We start from the raw sequence: 21,877 nt of genomic DNA on the forward strand, positions 1-21,877 counted from the left end.
GTTGCGGGGCGGGATCGGCATGACCTCGCAGAGAACCCGCGAACGCCTGATTCAGCGGCTTTACGAGGAAGGGCTGTCCAACCCCCAGGTGCTGGAGGTGATCCGTCGCACTCCGCGTCATCTGTTCGTCGATGAAGCCCTGGCCCACCGGGCCTATGAAGACACCGCGCTACCGATCGGCCACAACCAGACCATTTCCCAACCCTACATGGTGGCGCGCATGAGCGAGCTGCTGCTGGAGGCCGGGCCGCTGGACAAGGTGCTGGAGATCGGCACCGGTTCCGGCTACCAGACCGCGGTGCTGTCGCAACTGGTCGAACGGGTGTTTTCGGTCGAACGGATCAAGGTCCTGCAGGACCGTGCCAAGGAGCGTCTGGTCGAGCTCAACTTGCGCAACGTGGTGTTCCGTTGGGGTGATGGCTGGGAAGGCTGGCCGGCCCTGGCACCCTATAACGGCATTATCGTCACCGCGGTTGCCACCGATGTACCCCAGGCGTTACTCGACCAACTGGCTCCTGGCGGGCGCCTGGTGATTCCGGTAGGGGCGGGTGAGGTCCAGCAACTGATGCTGATCGTGCGTGAGGAACATGGATTTTCCCGGCATGTGCTCGGTGCAGTCCGTTTTGTTCCATTGCTCAACGGGCCTCTGGCCTGAACCCGGCTTTATTTGTTCAACAAGTGCGCTGAATTCTGTTGAGTGTTATCGGTCCTAGTGTCGGAACTTGCGAGCAGCGCCTGTTTAAAGTGTGTCGACTTTCGCTGTCGAACTGTACAAGCTGCTCGCCCATGACAGCTTTGCTGTCCGTAAAACTCCAACGGCCAGTTATACTTGCGTCACACTGGCGCCTGTATGGGCACTCCATATTCATTTCAGACAACACAAAGGGAGCGGCGGGTGCATCTCACAGTCATTCGGCAGCGTATGGGTAAAACAAGCGTTCAGCGCCTGATGATCGGTCTTGCCCTCAGTGCTTTACTGGCTGGTTGCTCCAGTGCTCCCAAGAACGGCGTGCGCGTCGTCGATCGCAATGGCAATGTAACTAATTCCGTCAGCTCCGCCCCGCAACGACCGATGACCACCACTGGTCAACATGTTGTTGTCCGCGGCGATACATTGTTCTCGATTGCCTTTCGCTACGGCTGGGACTGGAAAGCCCTGGCCGCGCGCAACAATATCCAGGAGCCGTATACCATCCATGTCGGTCAGGCGATTCGCTTCGACAGCCGTTCAAATTCAACGCCGGCCGTAGCGACTTCGACCACCAGTTCGTCATCCTCGTCGTCGAGCAAGATCACCGTCACGAGGCGTCCGGCGACTGCCGCCGGAGCGCCTGCCACGACTGCGGCAGCGACACCGGCCCCGACCGGTGCGGCGACTGCGACCCCGCCTGCGGGGCCCGCGCCGAAGGGCTGGGCGTGGCCGGCAAACGGTATTTTAATTGGAAAATTTGCTTCAAACGGTAGTTTGAATAAAGGTATTGATATCGCCGGAGATTTGGGACAGCCTGTTTTAGCTGCGTCTGATGGTTCGGTTGTATACGCCGGAAGTGGGTTACGGGGCTACGGCGAACTTGTCATCATCAAACACAGCGATACCTACGTCAGTGCCTACGGTCACAACCGCAGGCTGTTGGTTCGGGAGGGGCAGCAGGTCAAAGTCGGACAGACAATTGCCGAGATGGGATCAACTGGTACAGACCGGGTGAAACTGCACTTTGAGATTCGCCGCCAGGGCAAACCCGTAGACCCATTGCAATTCCTGCCGCGTCGTTGATCCGTTTTCCAGCCTGTTCTCATGACGTAGTGGGAACAGGTTCCAGCGTTGCCAGGGATAAAGGCGCCGCTTGAGCCTGAGGTCGAACTCACCAAAGGACTATAACAATGGCTCTCAGTAAAGAAGCGCCGGGGTTTGACATCGACGATGAGGTGCTCCTTATGGACTCCGACATTGTCATGGATATGATGCCGGAGGACGATAGTTCTCCACCCCCAGTTCGTGCCAAGACCAAAAATGCTGCTGCACTCAAGCAGCACAAATACATTGACTACACCCGGGCCCTGGATGCGACCCAGTTGTATCTCAATGAAATCGGTTTTTCCCCCTTGTTGTCCCCGGAAGAAGAAGTCCATTTTGCGCGGCTGTCGCAAAGCGGCGATCCGGCGGGCCGCAAACGCATGATTGAAAGCAACTTGCGCCTGGTGGTGAAAATTGCCCGACGTTACGTCAACCGTGGGCTTTCGCTGCTGGACCTGATCGAGGAGGGCAATCTCGGGTTGATCAGGGCGGTCGAGAAATTCGACCCGGAGCGCGGTTTCCGCTTTTCGACCTATGCCACCTGGTGGATTCGCCAGACGATCGAACGGGCGATCATGAATCAGACCCGTACCATCCGTCTGCCGATCCATGTGGTCAAGGAACTCAACGTCTACCTGCGGGCAGCCCGCGAGTTGACGCAGAAGCTCGACCACGAGCCTTCTCCCGAGGAAATCGCCAACCTGCTGGAAAAGCCGGTCGGGGAGGTCAAGCGCATGCTCGGCCTGAACGAGCGGGTGTCTTCGGTGGACGTTTCCCTCGGCCCGGACTCGGACAAGACCCTGCTCGACACGCTGACGGATGATCGGCCGACCGATCCCTGCGAGTTGCTGCAGGACGACGACCTCTCCCAGAGCATCGACCAGTGGCTATCGGAGTTGACCGACAAGCAACGTGAGGTGGTGGTGCGGCGTTTCGGCCTGCGTGGTCATGAGAGCAGCACGTTGGAGGACGTTGGCCTGGAAATCGGCCTGACCCGTGAACGGGTACGGCAGATTCAGGTCGAGGGCCTCAAACGCTTGCGCGAGATCCTGGAGAAGAACGGCCTGTCGAGCGAATCGCTGTTCCAGTGACGACAGGTGGGTCATAGCCAGCCGCTTTGGAAGCGGCTTTTTGTGCATGCCGGTGGAAGCAGGCTTGCTGTGGGAGCGGGCTTGCCCGCGAAGCCTTTTGCGGTGCCCCCAAGGCCCTCTTCGCGGGCAGGCCCGCTCCCACAAGGATTCAAGCCACGGGTTTGTCCTTCCGCGCCAGCAGGCTGTAGATGCACGGCAGCACGAACAGCGTAAACAGCGTCCCCACCGACATCCCGGTGGCGATCACCGTGCCGATATCGAAGCGACTCACCGCCCCCGCGCCGCTGGCGAGAATCAATGGCACCATGCCGAATACCATCGCCGCCGTGGTCATCAGCACCGGCCGCAGGCGAATCGCCGCTGCCTCCTCCACGGCTTCCCGCGCCGACAGTCCCTTGTCCTGACGCAACTGGTTGGCGAATTCGACGATCAGGATCCCGTGCTTGCTGATCAGCCCGATCAGCGTCACCAGGCCCACCTGGGTATAGATGTTCATGCTCGACCAGCCGAGGAACAGCGGAACCAGCGCCCCGCAGATCGACAGTGGCACCGTCACCAGGATCACCAGCGGATCGCGGAAACTCTCGAACTGCGCCGCCAGCACCAGGAAGATGATCGCCAGGGCCAGGCCGAAGGTCACCCACAGCGCATTACCCTCCTGGACGTACTGTCGCGAGGCGCCGGCATAGTCGCTGGCAAATCCTGTCGGCGCTTCCTCGGCGGAGATCTGGCGAATGGTCTCGATGGCTTCTCCCATGCTGACAAGCGGTACTCCGGAAATGATTGCCGAGTTCAACTGCTGGAACTGGTTCAACTGCCGGGGACGGGCACGGTCGGAAACCTTGATCAGCGTCGACAGGGGCAGCAGCCTGCCCTCGCTGTTCTTCACGTAGTAGTTGTTGAGCCAGTCGGGATTGTCCCGGTAGGCGCGCTCCACCTGGGCGATTACCTTGTAGCTGCGACCCTCGAGGGTAAACCGGTTGATTTCCGCCTCACCGAGCAGGGTCGCCAGGGTCGCGCCCAGGTCCTGCATCGACACCCCCATCTGCGCGGCCTTGGCGCGGTCGATATCCACCACCACCTCGGGCTTGTCGAAGGCCAGGTCGATATCGAGGAAGGCGAACTTGCCGGACTCCAGTGCGCGTTTCTTGATCCGGTCGGCGACGTCCAGCAGCGCGCTGTAGTCGTTCGGGGTGTTGAGCACGTACTGGAACGGCAACCCCTCGCCAGTACCCGGCAGTGACGGCAGGTTGAAACCGAAGACCTGCAGCCCGCCAATGCTCGCCAGCTTGCCCTGGACTTCGGGCAGGATCTGCATCTGCGTGCGCCGGCGTTCGTTCCAGGGCTTGAGCAGGAAGCCGCCGATCCCCGACTGCACGCCATTGAAGCCATTGATCTGGAACGATGAGTAGTATTCCGGGAATTCCTTGAAGATAGTGATGAATTCGTCGGTGTATTGGTTCAGGTAGTTCAGGTTGGTCGGCTGCGGTGCGGTCGCCATCATGAAGATGATGCCCTGGTCCTCGTCGGGCGCCAGCTCCGAATGAGTGAATTTCAGCAGTACCGGAATCAACCCGAGGATGATCACCGCGAACACCACCACCACCGGGCGCGTATCGAGGGTGGTGTGCAACAGTTTGCGGTAGCGCTGCTTGAGGCTTTCGAACATCTGGTCGAGGCGGTGCGCCAGCCCCGTGGTGTTGCCGTCGTGGCGCAACAGCAGGGCGCACATCATCGGAGACAGGGTCAGGGCGACCACGCCGGAGATCACCACCGCACCGGCCAGGGTCAGGGCGAACTCCTTGAACAGTGCGCCGGTCAGGCCCTGCAGGAAGCCGATGGGGGCGTATACCGCGGCCAGGGTGATGGTCATCGACACCACCGGCAGGGCGATTTCCCGTGCGCCTTCGAGGGCGGCCTCCAGCGGGGTCTTGCCTTCCTCGATATGCCGGTGGATGTTTTCCACCACGACGATCGCATCGTCCACCACCAGCCCGATCGCCAGCACCATCGCCAGCAGGGTGAGGAGATTGATCGAGTAGCCCATCAACTGCATGAAGAACAGCACGCCGACCATCGACAGCGGAATGGTGATCACCGGAATCACCACCGAGCGCAGGGCGCCGAGGAACAGGAACACCACCACGATGACGATCAGCACCGCCTCGAAGAGGGTCTTGACCACCTCGTTGATCGAGGCCTGGATGAACAGGGTCGCGTCGTAGGCGATTTCCGCCTTGAGATTGGTCGGCAACTGGGCTTCCAGTTCCGGCATGATCTTGCGCACTTCCTTGATCACATCCAGTGGGTTGGCGCCCGGCGTGGCCTTGATGCCGATGTAGACCGAGGGCGTACCACCGAAGGAACTGATGGTGTCGTAGTTCTCCGCGCCCATCTCGACCCGTGCCACGTCACCGAGCAGCACGCGGCTGTCGCCGGCGGTCTTGAGCGGGATCGCCGCGAAGGCCTCGGCGGACTTCAGCTCGGTGCTGGCGTTGATGCTGGTGACCACGTACTCGCCCTTGACCTCGCCGGCGGCGGACAGGAAGTTGTAGTGGCGTACCGCATTGGTCACGTCGGCTGCGCTGAGGCCGAAGCCGGCCAGCTTCACCGGGTCCAGCCACAGGCGCATGGCAAACACCTGGTTGCCGAGAATCTCCGCCTCGGCCATGCCCGGCAGGGTCGCCAGCTTGGGCTGGATCACCCGCGACAGGTAGTCGGTGATCTGCGGGTTGCTCAACTGGTCGCTGAAAAAGCTGATGTACATGAGCGCCGAGGCATCCGCGGCCTCCTTGCTCAACACCGGGTCCTCGGCGTCCTGCGGCAGCTTGTTCTTCACCTCGTTGGCCTTGGCCAGCAACTCGGTGAACAGCCGGTCGCTGTTGGCGCCGATCCGGGCATAGATCGAGATCACCGAGAAGTTCTGTCGGCTGACCGAGGTCATGTAGTCGATGCCCTCGGCACTCGCCAGGCTCTGTTGCAGCGGCTGGGTGATGTAGCCCTGGATGGTTTCGGCGTTGGCCCCGGGGTAGGCGGTGGTCACCGTGATCAGGGCGTTCTCCATTTGTGGGTACTGGCGCAACGGCAGCTTGCTATAGGCCTGGAAACCCAGCAGGACGATCAGCAGGCTGACCACGCAGGCAAGCACCGGACGGCGGATGAACGGATCGGTAAAGGCCATGATCGACTCCCTGATCAGTTCGCCTGAGGGGCGGTGGTCGTGGCGGGCGCCATCTTGTCCGGGCTGATGGCGATGTGCGCGCCATTGTCCAGCTTCAACTGCCCGCCGCTGACCACCTGCTCACCGTCCTTGAGGCCCTCGATGACCTTGACCAGCCCGTCACGCCGTTCGGCGGTCTTGATGAAGCGCCGCTGCGCCATCAGTTGCGGCTGGCCGTCGGTTTCCTTCAGCACGCTGCCGTCCTCGGCCTTTTTCTGGATCACGACATACACCGAGTTGCCATAGAGGGTGTAGGTGACGGCGCTTTCCGGTATCACCACATAGGGCTGCGGGTCCGGCAGCAGCACCTGGAGGTTGGCGAACATGCCCGGCAGCAGCTTGCCAGCGGGATTGGCCAGGGTGGCACGCACCAGCACGTTGCGGGTGGTTTCATCGACCTTGGGGTTGATGGCGCTGAGCAGGCCCGGGAAGACTTCCTGCCCATAGGCGGCGACGCTCAGTTGCACCGGTTGCCCGACCGCCAGCTTGGGGATGAACTGCTCGGGCAGGTAGAAATCCACATAGAGGCTGCTCAGGTCCTGCAGGGTGGCGATCACCGTACCGCTGGCGAGATAGTCGCCGACATCCACCTGGCGGATACCGATGGTGCCGCTGAATGGCGCAAGGATCTTCTTCTTGGCCAGGGCGGCCTTGAGCTGGTTGACCGTGGCCCGGTTCTTTTGCCGCACCGCCGAGAGCCGGTCGAATTCACCGCGGGAGATCGCCTGGCTACCGACCAGCTTGGCGCCCCGGCCGTAGTCCAGCTCGGCGAGGCCCAGGTCGGCCTGGGCGGTTTCCAGCAGGGCGCTTTCGACATCGCTGTCGAGTTGCAGCAGCGGCTGTCCGGCCTTGACCTTCTGCCCGGACTCGAATTGCACGGCCTTGACCGTGCCGGCGATTTCCAGGCTCAGGTTGACGCCCTGCAGGGCCTTGAGCGTGCCCACGGTGGGCAGACGCTCCTGCCAGGGGCGGGCATTGGCGGTCACCGCCGCGACATGAATGGCCGGCTTGGGAGCGGAGTAGACCTGGATCTGTTTGTAGATCGAGAAAGCCTTGTAGCCGGCGAGCGCCAGCACGACGAGAAGGACGAGACCCAGCATGATCAGCATGCGGCGACGCAGCATATTCCAGTTCCTTGGAGACGAGGCTAACGGAAGGTCGAACAACCGCCCTGCACGATAACCCCGCACCCAGGCGTCGCCTTGAAGCTACTTGTCAGCAGATATTACGCCAATGGCGTGACTTGAGAAGGGGGCGTTCGAGGGCTTTGGCGCGATAGCATTCGCGGGCAAGCCCGGCTCCTGCACGACGAGGTCACACTGACGCTCATCGTATCCTTCCTCCCTGTAGGAACCAGGCTTGCCCGCGAACAGGGCCCGTGTGTCTTACACCAGATGCAGGTGGTTGTCCCAGAGTCCCGCAGGCAGATCCAGGGGTTTTGCTGTCAGCTCCTTCTGGCGGCAATCATAGAAACGGCAGCGGCCCTGGCCGGAAGTGACCACGAAGCCGTCGGCCACCGCGCCTACGCCGGCACAGTCGGGCAGGTGGGCATCCAGGCGCAGTTGGCCGCTGTCCAGCTCCCAGATGAAGAACCGGTTGCCCCGTGGCGCGGTCAAGGCCACCAGGCGCAGATCGCTTTGCACCGCGACGCTGGCGGTGTAGTGCCCCATTGCCTGCAACTGCTGTTCGGCCACCGGGAAGGCCACGAACGGTTGCCCGGGACGCTTGATCGCCAGCAACTCGGACGACTCGTGGGACGGCCCCATGAACTGCTGGCCGGCGACAATGGTGCCGTCGGCGGCCACGCCCAGGTGGCGAACACTGTTCATCTGCTGGGCCAGGGCCTCCTTGCTCAGCAGGGTGCCGTCGCGCTGCATCAGCACCAGGCTCGGCTCCATCGCATCGAGGTTCATGTCCACCCGGCTTTCGGCCTCGGTACGGATACCGCCGTTGGCGACGATCAGGGTTTCGCCATCGGGCATCCACGAGACCTGGTGCGGGCCGATGCCGTGGGTGGGGACCTCGCCGGCATGGACCAGGCGCTCACCTTCGAACCGATAGACCCCGAGCAGGCCGCGCCCCGGATCGCTGGTGTCGTTTTCGGTGGCGTACAGCCAGTCGCCACTCTTGTGGATCACCGCATGGCCGTAGAAGTGCCGGTTCGGCTGCGAGACCAGGGTCTGCAGCAGGCGCCCGTCGCGCAGGTCGATCAGGTAGCTCTGCGTGCCGGGGCGGCGGGCGACGAACACCGCCAGGGGCAACGTGGGGTGGTGGATGATGTCGTGGCAACGCTGGCTGACCCGGGTCGCGAAGACCTGCTGGCCATCCAGTCGATAACCCACGGCATAGTGTCCGCCCTCGCCGTCGTCGCGGGCCGAAAGCAGGAGCGGGCTTTTGCCTTTCTGGCGGAACAGGGTCCAGCCGCCCAGCGTGATCGCGCCGAGCAGCAGGCTACCCAGGGTCAGGGCCTGGCGTCGCAGCATCATCAGTCACCGTCGTTGGCATTGAAGCCCAGTTGGATACCCAGCGCCTTGGCCAGTTCACCTTCATGCAGGCGATGGACGACGTTGAGGCTGTCATAGAGGTCGTTGAGCTGCTGGCGACCGGCGTCGTCGCCGAGCATCTCGGTCAGCGAGCGCTGGTTGCTGGCGAACAGCTTCAGCGATGCGGCGTAGGCGGCATCGATCTTGTCGGCCAACGGCTTCTGCTCGGCCGGCAGCAGGCCGCGCAGGCCCTTGTTGTCGACCCCGACCCAGACGGTGCGGGCCGCCGCCAGGCTGGCTTCCAGGCCCTGCAGCGAAGACTGGCTGCGCCAGGCATCGGCCTGGAGCGGTTGGGCAATACCCTTGGCCTGACGGCCCATCGGCGTGCCGAGTTTCTTCTTCAGGGTGTCCAGCGCGGTGACCTGGACCCGTAGCAGGTCAGCGATGGCCTCGTGGGAGTCGGCGTAGCGCTGGTTCGGGAACTTGCTCATCTGCGCGAGCATGCCGTCGTTGCTGTTCCAGCGCGACAGGATCTCTTCGGCCAGGGTCTTCTGGCGTTCGCCGATGGCGGTCAGCAGCGGGCAGTAGCGGGCTTTCTGCGCACTGTCGGCCATGTCGATCCGACTGTCGAACAGAATGTATTCGTAGGCCGACAAGCCCTGGACGACCACACTGGATTTGGCCAGGGTGGCGGCATCGATCTGCGGCTGGGCGCTGACCAGTTGCTCGACCTGGCGGCCGACCAGGTTCTTCTTGTCCGGCCAGAACTGCACCTGCCAGGAGCGGTTGCCCTCGGCCAGTGGCCCGATCAGCAACGGCTGCAGTTCGGCCCAGGCTTTCTGGGCGTGGAGGAAGTCGGCACGGGCGGTGTCCAGGCTGGCCTTGCCTTCGCAGAAGGCCAGGGCGCTGATCGCCAGTTGGCGATCGGCCTCGACCCAGCGGCTGTAGGTCGGCAGGATCACCTGCTTGGCGATCGCTGCCGAAGTGAGGGCCTGTGGATCCTGCGGCGAGCAGGCTCCGATGGCGAGTGCGGCGAGGCTGGTGAACAACAGTTTGGGGCGGAACATGTCCAGGTCCTCTGATTAAGGATTTCTTATAGCGAATTCAGGAAAGCCAGCAACGCGGCGCGCTGCTCGGCATTGAACGACAGAACGCGCTGCTGTGCCGGCAAGGCTTCGCCGCCATGCCAGAGCACGGCTTCGAGCAGACTGCGGGCGCGGCCGTCATGCAGGAATCGGGTGTGGCCGCTGACCGTCCCGGTCAGGCCGATACCCCACAGGGGGGGCGTGCGCCAGTCGCTGCCGCTGGCAAGGAACTCGGTGCGGTTGTCCGCCAGCCCAGGGCCCATGTCATGCAGCAACAGGTCACTGTAGGGGCGGATCACCTGGCCGGCCAGCTCCGGCTCGGCGGCAGTGGCCGCAGTAGTGAATCGTGGGGTATGGCAGTTCTGGCAGCCGGCCTGGTGGAACAGGCGCTTGCCGGCCAGTACCTGTTCTGCGCCGACGTCCCGACGAGCCGGGACCGCCAGGTTGCGGGTGTAGAACAGCACCAGGCGCAGGATGTTGTCGCTGACCTCCTGTTCGCCGTCGGCGCCATTGCCGTTGGGGGCATTGCGACAGGCGCTCTGGGTCGCGGTGCAATCATCGAAGGGCCGCAGGGTCGTGGTGAGGCCCATGTCGCCGGAAAACGCGTGAACGTTTTGTTGGTTGAGATTGGGCTGCCCGGCTTTCCAGCCGAAGCGCCCCAGCACGGTCTTGCCCTGGGCGTCGTCCCAGACCCGGTTCGGCCGACCGGCGATGCCGTCGCGCTGCTGCGCTTTCGCGTTGGCGAGGATCGCCTCTTCGGGGATCGCCTCCAGCAGGCCCAGGCCGATCATGGGCGGCGCTACCCGCGCGGAAAAGCGCGTGTCCGGGTGCATCGGGCCGTAGCCCAGCTGGCTGATGAGCAGGCGTGGCCTGCGCAGTTCGACTTCGGTGCCGTCCTTGAAGCGCACCGGCAGCGGGTCGTACTCGACCCGTACCTTGCCTTCCGGTATGACGCCGGGGATGGCCATGTCCTGCAACTGACCGCCATAGACCGGCTCGGGCACCACGCCCTGTTGCTCGATCAGCTTCGCGTAGGCTGGCGCATTGGGGATCGACAGGCGCACCAGCATCGAGACGGCGTTGTCCGAGCCGGCTTCTGGAGGATGGCCGCGACCGTCCCTGATATGGCAGTTCTGACAGGCGTTGGTGTTGAACAGCGGGCCCAGGCCGTCGCGGGCAGTGGTGGTCGACGGAGCGATCACCCAGGGGCTGCGAAAGAAACTGTTGCCGACACTGAAGTCCAGGCGGCGCTCCGGCGACAGGTTGGCCGACGGCAGGGAAAAACTGTTGCGATCGCTCCTGTCCACGGTGGTCCCGCCGCCGGCGCGTGCCTCGCCGGGCTCGGGCGCGTTGAAGCGCGCGGCGTCATCGCAGGCACTCAGGCCCAGGGCCAGCAGCAACGACGACAGGCGAACAGGTAACGAAGGCATGGGCATGGACACAGGGTTCGGGACAGGGCGCGAATCTTATCGGGTCGGGACTGGGCAAGCGTTTGCCCAGATCAGTCATTCGTGTGGTGAGCTATCCGTTTCTCTGTGACGGGCGAACTCGCCACAAGGGTGTCGTTCAGCGCAGGACCACCCCCTCCGTGGGAGGGGGCGGCCAGGCTACCGATCAGAACTCGTGATCGGCATTGTCCGGGTTCAGGTCGCTGATGCCCAGTTTGGCGGCGGCCTGTTCGATCGAACCGGTCTGCTTGACCAGGGCGGCGATGGCGTCGCGCACGATCTTGTTGCCGGCGTCGTTGCCGGCGGCGATCAACTGGTCGTAATGCTCACCCTTGTTGGCATGGTCAACCATGACCTGGATCTTCGCTTCGGTGCTTTCCAGGTCGCCCTTGAGCGCGGTATCGGCGGCCGGATCGGCCTTCGCCACCAGCGACGACAGGCTCGGGCCGGTCAGTTTGGTGCCGTCGACGCGGGTATATTCACCCAGGTAGACGTTGCGGATGCCCTTGGCGTCGTAGAAATGCGAGTTGTGGGTGTTGTCGCTGAAGCAGTCCTGTTCGTCTTCCGGGGAGTTGGCTTCCAGGGACACTTTCATCCGCTCGCCTGCCAGTTCGCCGAGGGACAGGCTGCCCATGCCGAACAGCATCTTGCGCAGGCCGCTTTCGGCCGGCTCGGCTTCCAGGCTGGCGCGATAGTTGTCGGCCACGTTCGGTTTCCAGTTGCCGACCATTTCTTCCAGGTCGTTGACCAGCAGTTGGGTCACGGCCTTCAGGTAGGCACGCCGCCGATCGTTGTGGCCACCGGTGGCGCCGGCACCTTCGAGATAGTCCGAGGCCGGACGGTTGCCGGCGCCCGGGCCGGTGCCGTTGAGGTCCTGGCCCCACAGCAGGAACTCGATGGCGTGGTAACCGGTGGCGACGTTGGCCTCGGAGCCGCCCAGCTCGTTCAGGCTGGCGAGTTTTTCCGGCGTGATCTCGGTCACATCGACCTTGTCCTCGCCAACCTGGATCTGCTTGTTGGCGATGATGTTGGCGCTGGCGCCCGGGTTGCCCAGGGCGTGCTCGTAGGAGGCGTCGACGTAGTCGATCAGGCCTTCGTCCAGCGGCCAGGCGTTCACCTGGCCTTCCCAGTCGTCGATGATGGTATTGCCGAAGCGGAACACTTCGCTCTGCAGGTAAGGTACGCGTGCGGCTACCCAGGCGGCCTTGGCGGCCTTGAGGGTGTCGTCGTTCGGCTTGGCGAGGAAGGCGTCGATGGCCTGCTGCAGCGTCTTCGCGGTGGATTCGGCATCGCTGTACACGGCGAAGACCATGTCGGCGTAGTGCGCGACCACCGCCTTGCCGGCAGCCTCGTCGACCTTGCCGGCAGCGTCGCTGGCAGGTGTGGCCGGAGCACTGGCGGCCGGTGTCGGCGCGGCGGCTGCGGTTTTTTCCTTGTCCTTGTCGCCACAGCCGGCGAGGGCGATGGCAAGGGCCAACAGGCTGGCGGTGGCCAGAGGCATGCGAATCATGGCGGGTATCCTGCTTCGAGAGGTTGGACGAGTGCGCGCGGGGACGCGCAAAACCGACACATAATGCGAAAGATATGCATTTTGTGTAAAGGATTAGTCTTTGAAATATTTACTAATAATCTGCTGCTTGATTACGGATCGGTATATGCGTACCGCTCCGCTTACTGGAGCATTGCCGCGTTACTGCGCTGGGCCTGCTTGAGATAGGCGCCCAGTTCGCGGGCCGGCAGTGGCTTGCTGTAGTAATAGCCCTGGCCCTCATGACAGCCTTCGGAAATGATGTAGGCCTCCTGCTCGACGGTTTCCACGCCTTCGGCGATCACCTGCATGCCGAGGCTCTTGCCCAGCTGGATGATCGCCCGGACGATGGTCGCGTCGTCGTCGTCCTCCAGCAGGTCCTGGACGAAGCTCTTGTCGATCTTGATCTTGTCCAGTGGCAGGCTCTTGAGATAGCTCAGCGACGAGTAGCCGGTGCCGAAATCGTCGATGGCGATCAATGCACCGGAGCGGCGCAGGCTCAACAGGTGCTGGGCGGCGGTGCTGATGTCTTCCATCAGGCCGGTTTCGGTGACTTCCAGCTCCAGGCTGCGTGGTGGCAGGCGGTACATCTGCAGCAGGTTGTTGACCACCCGCGGCAGTTCGGCGTGGTGCAGTTGCACGGTGGACAGGTTGACCGCCATGCGCAGGTCGGTGAAGCCCAGGTCGTGCCATTCGCGCAACTGTCGGCAGGCCTGGTCCAGTACCCATTCGCCGATGGCGATGATCGTGCCGTTCTGTTCGGCCAGCGGAATGAACAGGTCCGGTGGCACCAGCCCGTGTTCCGGATGCTGCCAGCGGATCAGCGCTTCGACGCCGACCACCCGGTGGTCGCGGTAGCTGATCTGGGGCTGGTAGACCAGATAGAACTGATTGCGGTTGAGGGCTTCGCGCAGATCCTTTTCCAGCTCGCGGCGGCGGCGCATTTCGCTGTCGACGCTGGCGATATAGAACTGATAGCGGTTGCGTGAGCGGCTCTTGGCCAGGGTCATGGTCTGTTCGGCCTTCTGCAGCAGCTTCTCGGTGCTGTCGCCATCCTCCGGGAACAGGGTGATGCCGATGGTCGCGCGCAGGCGGATTTCCTGATGATCGAGGGCGAAGGGCGCTTCCAGGTCGTCGAGAATGCTCTGCGCCAGCTCGGCGGCCTCGTAGGGCTGCTCGATATCGGCCTGGACCAGGGCGAACTGGTCGCCGCCCAGGCGGGCCAGGGCGCCGAGACGGCCGCTGTGGGCGCGCAGACGGTCAGCCAGGGCGAGCAGCAACTGGTCGCCGGTCTGGTAGCCGAACTGTTCGTTGATGCCCTTGAAGTCGTCCAGCCCGACCACCAGCACCGCGACCCGCCGCTGCAGGCGTCCGGCGTCGACCAGGATCTTGTCCAGTTGTTGTTGCAGTTGCAGGCGGTTGGGCAGACCGGTGAGGAAATCGTACTGGGACATGCGCAGCAGGCTGTTTTCCGCCTCGTGGCGCAGATGGGTGTTGCGTTCGATCGAGGCCAGCAACTGGTTGGCGGTATTGATCCAGATCCCCAGCTCGTTGGTTTCGTGACCCTTGAGCAGCGGCAGTTGATTCGCCGCCGGGCGATCCGGGTTGATATTGCTCAGGTGATCGATGATGCGCGACAGCGGCTTGGTCAATAGCCAGTGGTAGACCAGGTACAGCACCAGGGCCATCAACAGCGCCCGCAGTACGCCGGAGATGAAGATGATCACCGAGCTGACGATGAAGCTCTGGCCATAGGTGGCGGTGTCGAGGGTGATGCTCAGGTCACCGTAGTACTCGCTGTAGGGGCCGCGACCAACCAGTTGCGTGGTGAAGGTGCGTTCCTGGCCGAGGATCAGGTCGGTGAGCCAGCGGCTGGAGGAGGTCTGCAGATCGCGGGATTTCTCCGCGAGCATGGTTTCGTTGGGGTGGCCGATGGAGGCCATGCGCACGGATTGGTCCTGGAACAGGCCTTCGATTACCTGCATGCCCATTTCCCGGTCGAGGCTGTAGACGGCCTGGGTCGAGGGGTCGCGAAACATGTCGAGGATCCGCTGGGCGTCGCTGGCAACCGCCTGGCGGGTCTTGTAGGCGTCGAACACGATTTGCGCGCAGCTCAGTACCACGCCGACAATCAATGCCGACAACAGCACGACCCGGAGCAACTTCACCGACAAGCTGTGCTTGAGTTCCAGCTTCAAAGGGCTATTCCTTGTTCCGTGCGGGTAGCATCAAGTTGCCATGAGTATTGGCAATCCGGCTCCGGCAGTCAAAGGGACAATGCGACTGGGGATGATCGGTACGTTTGCTCGACCCGAACGCGGTTTCCGTCCCTTCGGTTCATCAGGTACTGTGTCGGTAGGGGAGTGGCCTAACTTGAGGGTACCTCCTTCAATTTAGCTGACTTGGCGGGCCCCGGCTCATTCGTTTCAGCGATAAGGGAGAGGGCGAGGGCCTTTGGTCGGCAGGCCCGCTCCCTGCGCAGGCCCATGACCTGCAGGCGCCGGACTGGCCCGCGCAATCCTCCCCAAGGTCGCCCGCCGGTCCGGCAGCCAGTTCTGTCCAGGCATAAAAAAACCCGGCAGGGCCGGGTTTTTTCTGAAGGCGGGCTTCAGTCTCAAGCGGTGAAGGTCTTGCCTTCGAACTGCTCGGCGACGAATTTCCAGTTCACCAGGTTCCAGAACGCCTCGACATACTTTGGACGCACGTTGCGGTAGTCGATGTAGTAGGCGTGTTCCCAGACGTCGCAGGTCAGCAGCGGGGTGTCGCCGCTGGTCAGCGGGTTGCCGGCGCCGATGGTGCTGGCCAGGGCCAGGGAGCCGTCAGCCTTCTTCACCAGCCAGCCCCAGCCGGAACCGAAGGTGCCGACGGAAGTCTTGGTGAACTCTTCCTTGAACTTGTCGAACGAACCGAAGGCGGCGTTGATCGCCTCGGCCAGGGCACCGGTAGGCTGGCCGCCGGCGTTTGGCGCCAGGCAGTTCCAGTAGAAAGTGTGGTTCCAGACTTGAGCGGCGTTGTTGAAGATGCCACCCGACGAAGTCTTGACGATTTCTTCCAGAGTCTTGCCTTCGAACTCGGTGCCTGGCACCAGGTTGTTCAGGTTCACGACATAGGTGTTGTGGTGCTTGTCGTGGTGGAACTCCAGGGTTTCCTTGGAGATGTGCGGCTGCAGGGCATCGTGTGCGTAGGGCAGCGGCGGCAATTCGAAAGCCATGGTTATTCTCCTAATCAGGTCAGTTGCGGGGAGCGCAAGGCCGATCACGGGCGGCCCGACAATGCGCCGTGGAGTTTGTACCCCTTGCGGCGCAGGTTTCCGATCATAGCACCGGGGTAGCGGCTTAACCACGCAACAACTGTGTGGGATAAAGGTTCCAGAGCCTTTTGTCCCCTCACCCGGCCGCAATCAGTTGCGCCGCCACGCCGAACATCATCGCCGCCACCAGCAGGTCGAGGACGCGCCAGGTCGCCGGCCTGGCCAGCCAGGGAGCCAGCCATGCGGCCCCCAGTGCCAGGGTGAAGAACCACAGCAGCGAGGCGCTGGCGGCACCGACGACGTAGGCTCCGGGTTCGCTCTGCTGGGCACCGAGGGAGCCGATCAGCAGCACCGTGTCGAGGTAGACGTGCGGGTTGAGCAGGGTCACCGCCAGTGCGCTGAGCAGGACGGCGCGCAACGAGCGTACGGTCTGGCCCTCGCCCTGCTGAAGGCTCTGCCGCGAGCAGGCGCGGCGCAGTGCCTGACTGCCGTACCAGATCAGGAACGCGGCCCCGCCCCAGCGGGCGACGGCCAGCAGCGTCGGGTTATGGGCCAGCACGGTGGCCAGGCCGAACACGCCGGCTGCCACCAGGATCGCGTCGCAGGCGACGCACAGCGCGGCAACCGGTAGATGGTGTTCGCGGCGCAGGCTCTGCGCCAGGACAAAGGCGTTCTGGGTGCCGATCGCCATGATCAGCCCGGCGGCGACCAGCAGGCCGTTGACATAACTCTGCCACATGCTGTTCAGGCTCCTGTGCGGGTCAGATCGTGCAGTACCGCCATGGCGCGCCCGGCGTCATCGCGACCGACGAACAGGTGGTCGTGGTAGTAGCCGGCGATCACGTTGCAGCTGATTCCGGCCTTGCCCAGGGCGCCGGCGAAAGCGGCGGTGAGGCCGACGGCCTGCAGCGCCGAATGCACGTTCAGGGTGATCCAGGCGGCGCAGTAGTCGAAAAGCAGGCCCAGCGCCTCGGCGTCCTCACGCTTGAGGATCACTGTCAGGCCTTCGCGTTCGCGAAAGCTGCCGAGCGCTTCGCGGCCCTGCAGCAGGCTGCTGTTGGCGATGGAGCAGAACACGTAGTCGCCGTCGTTCAGTTGTGGGCTCATGCTGCGCAGCAGGGTTGCCAGGGAGGTTTCGCCAGCCATGCCGGTATCCTTGTATTCGAAGAGTGCTGGCGGGTATTTTCCAGCGCGATCCTGTATAAGAAAAACCAATATTGGTGATCGCTCATTAGGAAAACTGATGTTCGACTACAAACTGCTTTCCGCCCTGGCCGCCGTGGTCGAGCAGGCCGGTTTCGATCGCGCGGCGCAGGTGCTGGGGCTGTCGCAGTCGGCGGTTTCCCAGCGGATCAAGCTGCTCGAGGCGCGGGTTGGCCAGCCGGTGCTGGTGCGGGCCACGCCGCCCAGCCCGACCGAGATCGGCCGGCGCCTGCTCAACCATGTGCAGCAGGTGCGCCTGCTCGAACGCGATCTGCAGGGGCAGGTGCCGGCGCTGGATGAGGAAGGCCAGCCGGAGCGCCTGCGTATCGCGCTGAATGCCGACAGCCTGGCGACCTGGTGGGCCCAGGCGATTGGGGATTTCTGCGTCGCCAACCACCTGCTGCTGGACCTGGTGGTGGAAGACCAGACCGTCGGTCTCAAGCGCATGCGCGCCGGCGAGGTGGCGGCCTGCGTCTGTGCCAGCGAACGTCCGGTCGCCGGTGCCCGCAGCCTGCCGCTCGGCGCCATGCGCTACCGGGCGCTGGTCACGCCGGCGTTCATGGCCCGGCATTTTCCCGAGGGTGTCGATGTCCATTCGCTGACGCGGGCGCCGGCGCTGGTGTTCGGCCCGGACGATCTGCTGCAACATCGCTACCTCGCCGCGCTGGGTGTGGAGGGCGGCTTCGAGCACCATCTATGCCCTTCGGCCGAAGGCTTTCTGCGCATGAGTGAAGCTGGGCTGGGCTGGGGGCTGGTGCCCGAGTTGCAGGCGCAGGAGCAGTTGGCGCGGGGGCGACTGGTGGAGTTGATACCCGATAGACCGGTCGATGTGCCGCTGTACTGGCATCATTGGCGCAACGGGGGCCAGTTGCTTGGCCGCCTCACCGAGCATCTGGCACGCTCGGCCGGGCAATGGTTGGTGCCTCTGGCGTGATCGGCAGCGTTTAAGTAGCAGGCAACACGAATCAAGGTATTTGGAGACGACATGAAAATTCTGGTCACCGGCGCGAGCGGCTTCATTGGCGGGCGCTTTGCGCGCTGTGCCCTGGAGCAGGGCTATACGGTGCGGGTCAATGGCCGCCGGGCCGAAGGTGTCGAGCATCTGGTGCGTCGCGGAGCCGAGTTCGTCCAGGGCGATCTGAGCGATCCGCAGTTGGTCCGCGAGCTGTGCCGTGAGGTCGAGGCGGTGGTGCATTGCGCCGGTGCGGTCGGCCTGTGGGGGCGTTATCAGGCTTTTCACCAGGGCAATGTGCTGGTCACCGAGAATGTCGTCGAGGCGTGCCTGAAGGAGCAGGTGCGGCGCCTGGTCCACCTGTCCTCGCCGTCGGTGTATTTCGATGGCCGCTCGCACCTGGGGTTGACCGAGGAACAGGTGCCCGGGCGCTTCCGGCATCCCTACGCGGCAACCAAGTTCCTGGCTGAACAGAAGGTCTTCGGCGCCCAGGAGTTCGGCCTGGAGGTGCTCGCCCTGCGGCCGCGCTTCGTCACTGGTGCCGGCGACATGAGTATCTTCCCGCGGTTGTTGAAGATGCAGCGCAAGGGCCGTCTGGCGATCGTCGGCAATGGCTTGAACAAGGTCGACTTCACCAGCATGCAGAACCTCAACGACGCGCTGCTGAGTTGCCTGCAGGTCAGCGGCTCGGCGCTGGGCAAGGTCTACAACATCAGCAACGGTACGCCGGTGCCGTTGTGGGACGTGGTCAACTACGTGATGCGCCAGATGCAGGTGCCGCAGGTGACACGCTACCGTTCCTACGGCCTGGCCTACAGCGTCGCGGCGCTCAATGAGGCGGCCTGCGCGCTATGGCCCGGGCGCCCGGAGCCGACCTTGTCGCGACTGGGAATGCAGGTGATGAACAAGGATTTCACCCTGGACATCAGCCGCGCACGGCATTATCTGGGCTACGAGCCCAAGGTCAGCCTGTGGGCGGCGCTGGATGAGTTCTGCCACTGGTGGCAGGCCCAGGAATCGACTGTCCGCTGAAACATTCGATAACCAATGCTGAACCGAACGCCCGGTTCGGAGTCGATCAGAGCGGCGGACAACGGGTTTATACTCGGGCATTTCGCCATCAACCTGGTTCGGAAAGGTTCTTTCATGCGTAACGATGCCAACGACGATTTCGATGATGTACCGAGCCTGCGGGCCGATGTGGAGGATGACGACGAGTTTCCGCTCAGCCCCGCCGCCCGTGAGCGCACCCGGGTGGCTTCGCGCAGCACGCCGGTGGTCAAGGTCAGGGCGGCGAGCACAGGTCCCTTGTGGGCGCTGGTGGGGGCGCTGTTCTTCGCCTTCGCCGGGCTGGCCTGGTGGAGCTTCCAGCAGATCTCGCTGATGGAGCAGCAACTGGTGGCCACCCAGGAGAGCTTTGCGCGGATCAGCGAGGAAGCGGCGGGGCGCCTGCAGGCGATCTCCGGCAAGGTGGCTTCCAGCGAGTCGAGTGCCAACAGCGATACCGAGGCGTTGAAACTGCAGGTCCGGCAGCTCGAGGGCAAGTTGCAGGAGCAGGATCGCCAGCAGCAAGGGGTTGCCGGCCAGCAGACCGGACTGGATCAGCGTCTGCAGAAAATGAACGCACAGACCGCGGACCTGCAGACGGCCAACGCTCAATTGCAGGCTCAGCTCAAGAGCCTGGCGAGCGACCTGGCGGCGCTGAAGGCGGCCCAGCCCGACAGCGGCAAGTACGATGCCGAACTCAAGAGCCATGCGGCGGATATCGCCGCGCTGAAGAAGCAGGGCAATCCGAGTGCAGCCCTGGAGCGCCTGGAGCAGGACATGATCGTGCTCAAGAGCGAGCAGGACAATCGCCAGGCGGCGGGTGGCCAGGGCGCGAGTACGGCGGAGTTCGACGCCTTCCGAGGACAGGTCACCCGCAACATTAATACCCTGCAGAGCCAGATCCAGAATCTGCAGCAGCAGATCAACGCGCGTCCTTGAGGGGGCAGTTCAGGACGGTGCTGTCTGTGTAGCGGCTGCTTGAGCCGTTGCCACCCGTCCTGGAAGCGTGTTTCCAAATATTGCCAAACGGCACTTCATCAGGGTTTCACGGTCTTAGAAGTATGCGTCGGCGTTCCTGTCGGCGTATGCCGACCAGCGTCGCTGGCCCGGCTTCTTCGCGGTCCGGGAGGCCGCCATGCATCTTCGACTTCTTCTCACGGCAAGCCTGGCTTTGACCCTTTCTGCGTGTGTGCCTTACTACGAGGACGGCGCGAGCTACTACCGTTCCGATGTCTATACGTCACCCGCGCCGGTCTACTACGGTGGCGGTTCCTACTACCGTCGGGACTATTACTATGCCCCGCAACCTCGCTATTACGCGCCACAGCCACGCTACTACTCGGCACCGCGTTACTACGTCCCGTCGCCGCGGCCTTATCCGAACCGCGGCTGGGGATACCCTTACCAGGGCTGGGGCGACCATGGCGGCGGGCGTGGCGACCATGATCACGGTGGACGCGGCCATGGCGGGCGCGGGCACTAGGCCGCCAGCTGGAGCGGGTGCTGTTCGCGGATGAATCCGGCTCCCACAGGTTTTGTGTCGCCCATGAGACTCATGGGCGCCAGAGTCGGATTCATCCGCGAAGGAGGCCTTGCAAGACAGCCCTGGGCACCAGCGCTTCAGTAGCCCGACAAGTCCGCCAATGGGTGCCGCCCTTCCCAGGCCTTGTGGAAATGCGCCTCGACCACTGCCCGCGGCACGTTCGCCACGTTCGGCCAGTGCCAGCGGGGCTGTTGGTCCTTGTCGATCAGCCGGGCGCGCACGCCTTCGCCGAATTCCGGGTGGCGGCAGCAATTCAGGCTCAGGGTGTACTCCATCTGGAACACCTCGGCCAGCGACAGGTGGCGCGCCCGGGCGATCTGTTCCCAGACCAGATGGGCGGTCAGCGGGCAGCCGTCCCTGAGGTTCTTCGCCGCCTGCGCCAGCAGGCTGTCGCTGTCCTCGGTGTGCTGGGCCAGCACCTTCCAGGCACAACTCACATCGGCGACATCCAGCAGCGCATCGATCCGTTCCCGGCGTGGCAACCACTGCGCTGGGGGATGCCGTTCGCGGGCCTGGTGTTCCAGGGCCTTGAGCAGGCTGTTGAGCTGCAGCGCGGCATGTTCCTGCCAGTTGAGCTGCAGCAGGCCGTCGATCAGTTCGTCCTGCTGGTCGTCACGCAGGATGCGGTCGGCCAGGCCAAGGTCGATCGCATCGCGGGCATTCATCCGGGCGCCGGTCAGGCCGAGGAACAGCCCCAGCTTGCCCGGCAGGCGGGAGAGAAACCAACTGCCACCGACGTCCGGATACAGGCCGATGCCGATTTCCGGCATCGCCAGTTGGCTGCCGGGGGTGACGATCCGGATGCTGGCGCCTTGCAGCAGGCCCATCCCGCCGCCCAGCACATAGCCGTGGCCCCAGCAGATCAGCGGCTTGGGGTAGGTGTGCAGGGCATGATCGAGACGATATTCCGCGGCGAAAAAATCCGCCGCCAAGGCCGGCACTTCCCCGGGCCGGGCACGGCAGGCCTCGGCCAGGCTGCGCACTTCACCGCCGGCGCAGAAGGCCTTGGCGCCATTGCCGCGCAACAGGACACAGGCCACATGAGGATCCCTGGACCAGGCATCGAGCCGTTCATGCAGACCGTTGATCATCGGCAGGGACAGGGCGTTGAGGCTGTGTTCGGCATTCAGGCTGGCGATACCGATCCGGGCGCCATTGCTGCCGATGAGTTCTTCGAAAAGCAGGTTCATCGCGACCTCTGACTGCGGGTTGAATCCTCAGTATGATCCTTG

18 protein-coding genes are annotated in these 21,877 nt (G+C 63.6%); 7 read left to right on the top strand and 11 right to left on the bottom strand.

All coding sequences use genetic code 11. The features are described from left to right. Positions 1-19: 19 nt before the first annotated feature. The 3 genes from ACZ5KU_RS06260 (at position 20) to rpoS (ending at position 2,886) form a co-directional block, all read left to right on the top strand. Positions 20-655: a protein-L-isoaspartate(D-aspartate) O-methyltransferase gene (locus ACZ5KU_RS06260; protein WP_192842707.1), complete on the top strand. Its 636-nt coding sequence runs from the start codon at positions 20-22 to the stop codon at positions 653-655. 240 nt (positions 656-895) lie between these two features. Next, positions 896-1,774, top strand: coding sequence for a peptidoglycan DD-metalloendopeptidase family protein (locus ACZ5KU_RS06265; RefSeq protein ID WP_081009782.1), 879 nt, complete (start codon positions 896-898; stop codon positions 1,772-1,774). A gap of 107 nt (positions 1,775-1,881) precedes the next feature. After that, entirely contained in the window at positions 1,882-2,886 is a 1,005-nt protein-coding gene (gene rpoS / locus ACZ5KU_RS06270) for an RNA polymerase sigma factor RpoS (RefSeq protein WP_017127149.1), read from the top strand. Between the two features lie 148 nt (positions 2,887-3,034). On the opposite strand, the gene ACZ5KU_RS06275 is transcribed toward rpoS, so the two are convergent. The 10 genes from ACZ5KU_RS06275 to ACZ5KU_RS06320 form a co-directional block, all read right to left on the bottom strand. After that, positions 3,035-6,067 carry a multidrug efflux RND transporter permease subunit gene (locus ACZ5KU_RS06275; protein ID WP_054056384.1) on the bottom strand — a complete coding sequence of 1,011 codons (3,033 nt, stop codon included), beginning with the start codon at positions 6,065-6,067 and terminating at the stop codon, positions 3,035-3,037. Positions 6,068-6,081: 14 nt separating this feature from the next. Continuing rightward, the gene (locus ACZ5KU_RS06280; protein WP_464736924.1) at positions 6,082-7,230 is read right to left on the bottom strand and encodes an efflux RND transporter periplasmic adaptor subunit; all 1,149 of its coding nucleotides are present in this window, start codon (positions 7,228-7,230) and stop codon (positions 6,082-6,084) included. Between the two features lie 261 nt (positions 7,231-7,491). Beyond that, on the bottom strand, positions 7,492-8,589 hold the full coding sequence (locus tag ACZ5KU_RS06285) for a DUF1513 domain-containing protein (RefSeq protein WP_464737391.1): 1,098 nt from the start codon (positions 8,587-8,589) through the stop codon (positions 7,492-7,494). A gap of 2 nt (positions 8,590-8,591) precedes the next feature. Next, positions 8,592-9,656: an imelysin family protein gene (locus tag ACZ5KU_RS06290; protein WP_054056382.1), complete on the bottom strand. Its 1,065-nt coding sequence runs from the start codon at positions 9,654-9,656 to the stop codon at positions 8,592-8,594. Between the two features lie 26 nt (positions 9,657-9,682). Beyond that, the gene (locus tag ACZ5KU_RS06295) at positions 9,683-11,104 is read right to left on the bottom strand and encodes a di-heme oxidoreductase family protein (protein ID WP_464736925.1); all 1,422 of its coding nucleotides are present in this window, start codon (positions 11,102-11,104) and stop codon (positions 9,683-9,685) included. Positions 11,105-11,288: 184 nt separating this feature from the next. Further along, the gene (locus ACZ5KU_RS06300) at positions 11,289-12,632 is read right to left on the bottom strand and encodes an imelysin family protein (RefSeq protein ID WP_054061825.1); all 1,344 of its coding nucleotides are present in this window, start codon (positions 12,630-12,632) and stop codon (positions 11,289-11,291) included. A gap of 161 nt (positions 12,633-12,793) precedes the next feature. After that, entirely contained in the window at positions 12,794-14,848 is a 2,055-nt protein-coding gene (locus ACZ5KU_RS06305) for a putative bifunctional diguanylate cyclase/phosphodiesterase (RefSeq protein ID WP_054056379.1), read from the bottom strand. A gap of 416 nt (positions 14,849-15,264) precedes the next feature. Beyond that, positions 15,265-15,861: a superoxide dismutase gene (locus ACZ5KU_RS06310; RefSeq protein ID WP_010452821.1), complete on the bottom strand. Its 597-nt coding sequence runs from the start codon at positions 15,859-15,861 to the stop codon at positions 15,265-15,267. 175 nt (positions 15,862-16,036) lie between these two features. After that, a complete protein-coding gene (locus ACZ5KU_RS06315; RefSeq protein WP_054056378.1) occupies positions 16,037-16,639 on the bottom strand; it encodes a LysE/ArgO family amino acid transporter in 603 nt (200 codons plus the stop codon). Between the two features lie 5 nt (positions 16,640-16,644). Beyond that, the gene (locus ACZ5KU_RS06320) at positions 16,645-17,046 is read right to left on the bottom strand and encodes an ACT domain-containing protein (protein WP_054056377.1); all 402 of its coding nucleotides are present in this window, start codon (positions 17,044-17,046) and stop codon (positions 16,645-16,647) included. Between the two features lie 97 nt (positions 17,047-17,143). Between ACZ5KU_RS06320 and ACZ5KU_RS06325 the strand changes: the two genes are divergently transcribed. The 4 genes from ACZ5KU_RS06325 to ACZ5KU_RS06340 all read left to right on the top strand — a co-directional run bounded on the left by ACZ5KU_RS06325 (position 17,144) and on the right by ACZ5KU_RS06340 (position 20,585). After that, a complete protein-coding gene (locus ACZ5KU_RS06325; protein ID WP_054061823.1) occupies positions 17,144-18,037 on the top strand; it encodes a LysR family transcriptional regulator ArgP in 894 nt (297 codons plus the stop codon). Positions 18,038-18,088: 51 nt separating this feature from the next. Continuing rightward, positions 18,089-19,087, top strand: coding sequence for an NAD-dependent epimerase/dehydratase family protein (locus ACZ5KU_RS06330; protein ID WP_464736926.1), 999 nt, complete (start codon positions 18,089-18,091; stop codon positions 19,085-19,087). Positions 19,088-19,201: 114 nt separating this feature from the next. Beyond that, on the top strand, positions 19,202-20,041 hold the full coding sequence (locus ACZ5KU_RS06335) for an ATPase (protein WP_054061946.1): 840 nt from the start codon (positions 19,202-19,204) through the stop codon (positions 20,039-20,041). Positions 20,042-20,237: 196 nt separating this feature from the next. Further along, positions 20,238-20,585 carry a hypothetical protein gene (locus ACZ5KU_RS06340; protein WP_081006096.1) on the top strand — a complete coding sequence of 116 codons (348 nt, stop codon included), beginning with the start codon at positions 20,238-20,240 and terminating at the stop codon, positions 20,583-20,585. Between the two features lie 137 nt (positions 20,586-20,722). Here ACZ5KU_RS06340 and ACZ5KU_RS06345 read toward each other — a convergent pair whose 3' ends face one another. Next, positions 20,723-21,835, bottom strand: coding sequence for an enoyl-CoA hydratase/isomerase family protein (locus ACZ5KU_RS06345; RefSeq protein WP_054061060.1), 1,113 nt, complete (start codon positions 21,833-21,835; stop codon positions 20,723-20,725). Positions 21,836-21,877: the final 42 nt, after the last annotated feature.

It is taken from the genome of Pseudomonas sp. Tof1 (genome assembly GCF_055390395.1).